The sequence below is a fragment of the Candidatus Erwinia dacicola genome, from assembly GCF_001756855.1.
In the GTDB taxonomy this organism is placed as follows: domain Bacteria; phylum Pseudomonadota; class Gammaproteobacteria; order Enterobacterales; family Enterobacteriaceae; genus Erwinia; species Erwinia dacicola.
Genome location: NZ_MAYS01000152.1, coordinates 1 through 2,390, shown reverse-complemented (window position 1 = coordinate 2,390; position 2,390 = coordinate 1). Strand labels below are relative to the sequence as shown.

Here is a 2,390-nt window from a genome sequence, read left to right as displayed (position 1 = left end):
TTCTCCATTTCAAAGCGTTGAACTTTTTTCCTCTACTTACTGAACCATTCGCTCAGATGTGCGCTGGCGCGCTGTAATCGCTTGTCGCGCATTTTTGAATAAGATGCGTAAGAATAACTCCCTAGAGCGTAGGGTTCTGTTATAATCTGTCCCTTAGGCACCGTGGTTTGTACTCTCATTCAAGCGTCAGGAATGATCTTGGCGTCAACTCTCCCCTTGGAAACTATACCGCTATGCGGTCAGGGTGGATCCGGAGTCAGTCAACTTTATGTCATTTGATTCTCTCGGCCTTAATGCCGATATTTTGCGCGCTGTTACTGAACAGGGCTATAACGAGCCGACGCCAATTCAGCGCCAAGCAATCCCGGTCGTGCTGGCTGGACGTGACCTGATGGCCAGCGCCCAGACCGGTACCGGTAAAACCGCAGGTTTCACCCTGCCGCTGCTGCAGCTGCTCAGCAATAACAACCCGCACCCGAAAGGTCGTCGCCCGGTGCGCGCACTGATCCTCACTCCAACCCGCGAACTGACGGCTCAGGTGGGCGAAAACGTGCAGGAATACAGCAAATACCTCGACTTGCGCTCGCTGGTGGTCTTCGGCGGCGTCAGCATCAACCCGCAGCTGATTAAACTGCGCAGCGGTGTTGACGTGCTGGTGGCAACGCCTGGTCGCCTGCTGGACCTTGAGCATCAGAACGCGCTAGACCTGTCCAAAGTGGAAATTCTGGTACTGGATGAAGCCGACCACATGCTGGATATGGGCTTCATTCACGATATCCGTCGCGTACTGGCAAAACTGCCTGCCAAACGCCAGAACCTGCTGTTCTCCGCTACTTTCTCTGACGAGATCAAAACCTTGGCGGGAAAACTACTGCACAACCCGGAAGAAGTCTCCGTGGCGCGCCGCAACACCGTTTCTGAGCAGATAACGCAGCACGTTCACATGGTCGATAAGAAGCGTAAGCGCGAGCTGTTATCGTTCCTGATCGGGCGCGACAACTGGCAGCAGGTGCTGGTATTTACCCGTACCAAACACGGTGCTAACCACCTAGCCGAGCAGCTGAACAAAGACGGCATCACCGCCGCAGCGATCCACGGCAACAAGAGCCAAGGCGCGCGTACCCGTGCGCTGAGCGACTTTAAAGAAGGTAAGATCCGCGTGCTGGTGGCGACCGATATCGCCGCGCGCGGTATCGATATCGAAGAGCTGCCGCACGTGGTGAACTTCGAGCTGCCAAACGTACCGGAAGACTATGTCCACCGTATTGGTCGTACCGGCCGTGCGGCCGCGGTGGGCGAAGCCCTGTCGCTGGTGTGCGTGGACGAGCTGAAGCTGCTGCGCGACATTAAACGCATGCTGAAGCGTGAAATCCCGCGCATAGCGATTGGAGGCTATGAGCCCGACCCAAGCATTAAAGCTGAGCCGATCATTAACGGTCGCCAGCAGCAGTGCGGCGGAGCAGGCGGCGGCGGTGGACGCGGTCGTGGTGCTCAGCGCAGTGGTGGCGTTCGTAGCGCCAGCGGCAACGGTGCGACTGCAGGCGGCGAACGTCGTCAGGGCAATGGTTCAGGCCGTGCAGCACTCCCGGAAGGCGGCAATGCTGGCGTATCACGCGTCAACAAAACCTATCCACGCCGTTCTGGGCCAAGTAACAACGGTTAATTAATAGAGGGGAGGTGCCATAGGCGCTAACTTAATGTCCGGACCATCTGAAGAATACGTCGTCTGGGCGGCTCGTTGAGGCGATGGCCCACACACTTCAGTTTCACGACATACGCTTCCAGCGGGACTGACCCGGTAATGGCTCCACGTAAGTCACGGATAACCATTTTTGTTATTCTCCACAAAAGAGTTATCCCTTCGTTTTTCTGTCGTGCCTTCAGGGGGGGAAAGGCCAGCGATGGCTAGATCATGTCATCAATTAAGAAAGCCACGAGCAGATTTGCAAATATCCAGGCTTTTGCAAGTTCAGTGTCCTTTGCCCGCAGAGCATCCATTTGCAACAGACTTTTGAGGTGTTTAAAAGCCAGTTCAATTTGCCAGCGCAGACGGTAACAGTCAGCCACTTGCTCTGCTGAATATTCGTGTTCTGGTAGTGACGTAAGTAACAGCACATGTCCTGCTGCTTCCCGTGTTTCTGCCTGATCTACCCGCCCTTTGCGACGATTGTCGCTGAGTACCCGGGCTCTGCTGCTCTGCGCTTTTTCTGGCGGCAGCGCCACGGCAATAAGGCGTGCCGGAAAGGGAGTCCATGTTTTTTTGTTCCCGCCGTTACCGATCATGACTGTGGTTTCACCGTTCTCGCTGCAACCCAGCCCGCGCAGAAATTCCATCATGTCGTAGCGCTTTCCTTCCGGGGTTAACCAGCGCAGTTCATGGTTAGGAGATT

The 2,390-nt window shown here is 55.5% G+C and carries 1 protein-coding gene and 1 pseudogene; one reads left to right on the top strand and one right to left on the bottom strand.

Annotated elements, in window-relative coordinates:
* The first annotated feature begins 268 nt into the window (after positions 1-268).
* Positions 269-1,663 (top strand): ATP-dependent RNA helicase RhlE, encoded by a 1,395-nt coding sequence (gene rhlE, locus BBW68_RS04755; protein ID WP_070134234.1) that lies wholly within the window; start codon positions 269-271, stop codon positions 1,661-1,663.
* Between the two features lie 245 nt (positions 1,664-1,908).
* Here the strand turns inward: rhlE and BBW68_RS04750 are convergent.
* A pseudogene (locus BBW68_RS04750) lies at positions 1,909-2,390 on the bottom strand (transposase); the annotation flags it as partial.

Excerpts from the sequence above, each read along its gene's own strand:
- rhlE (WP_070134234.1), top strand. The coding sequence starts at position 269 with ATGTCATTTGATTCTCTCGGCCTTAATGCCGATATTTTGCGCGCTGTT.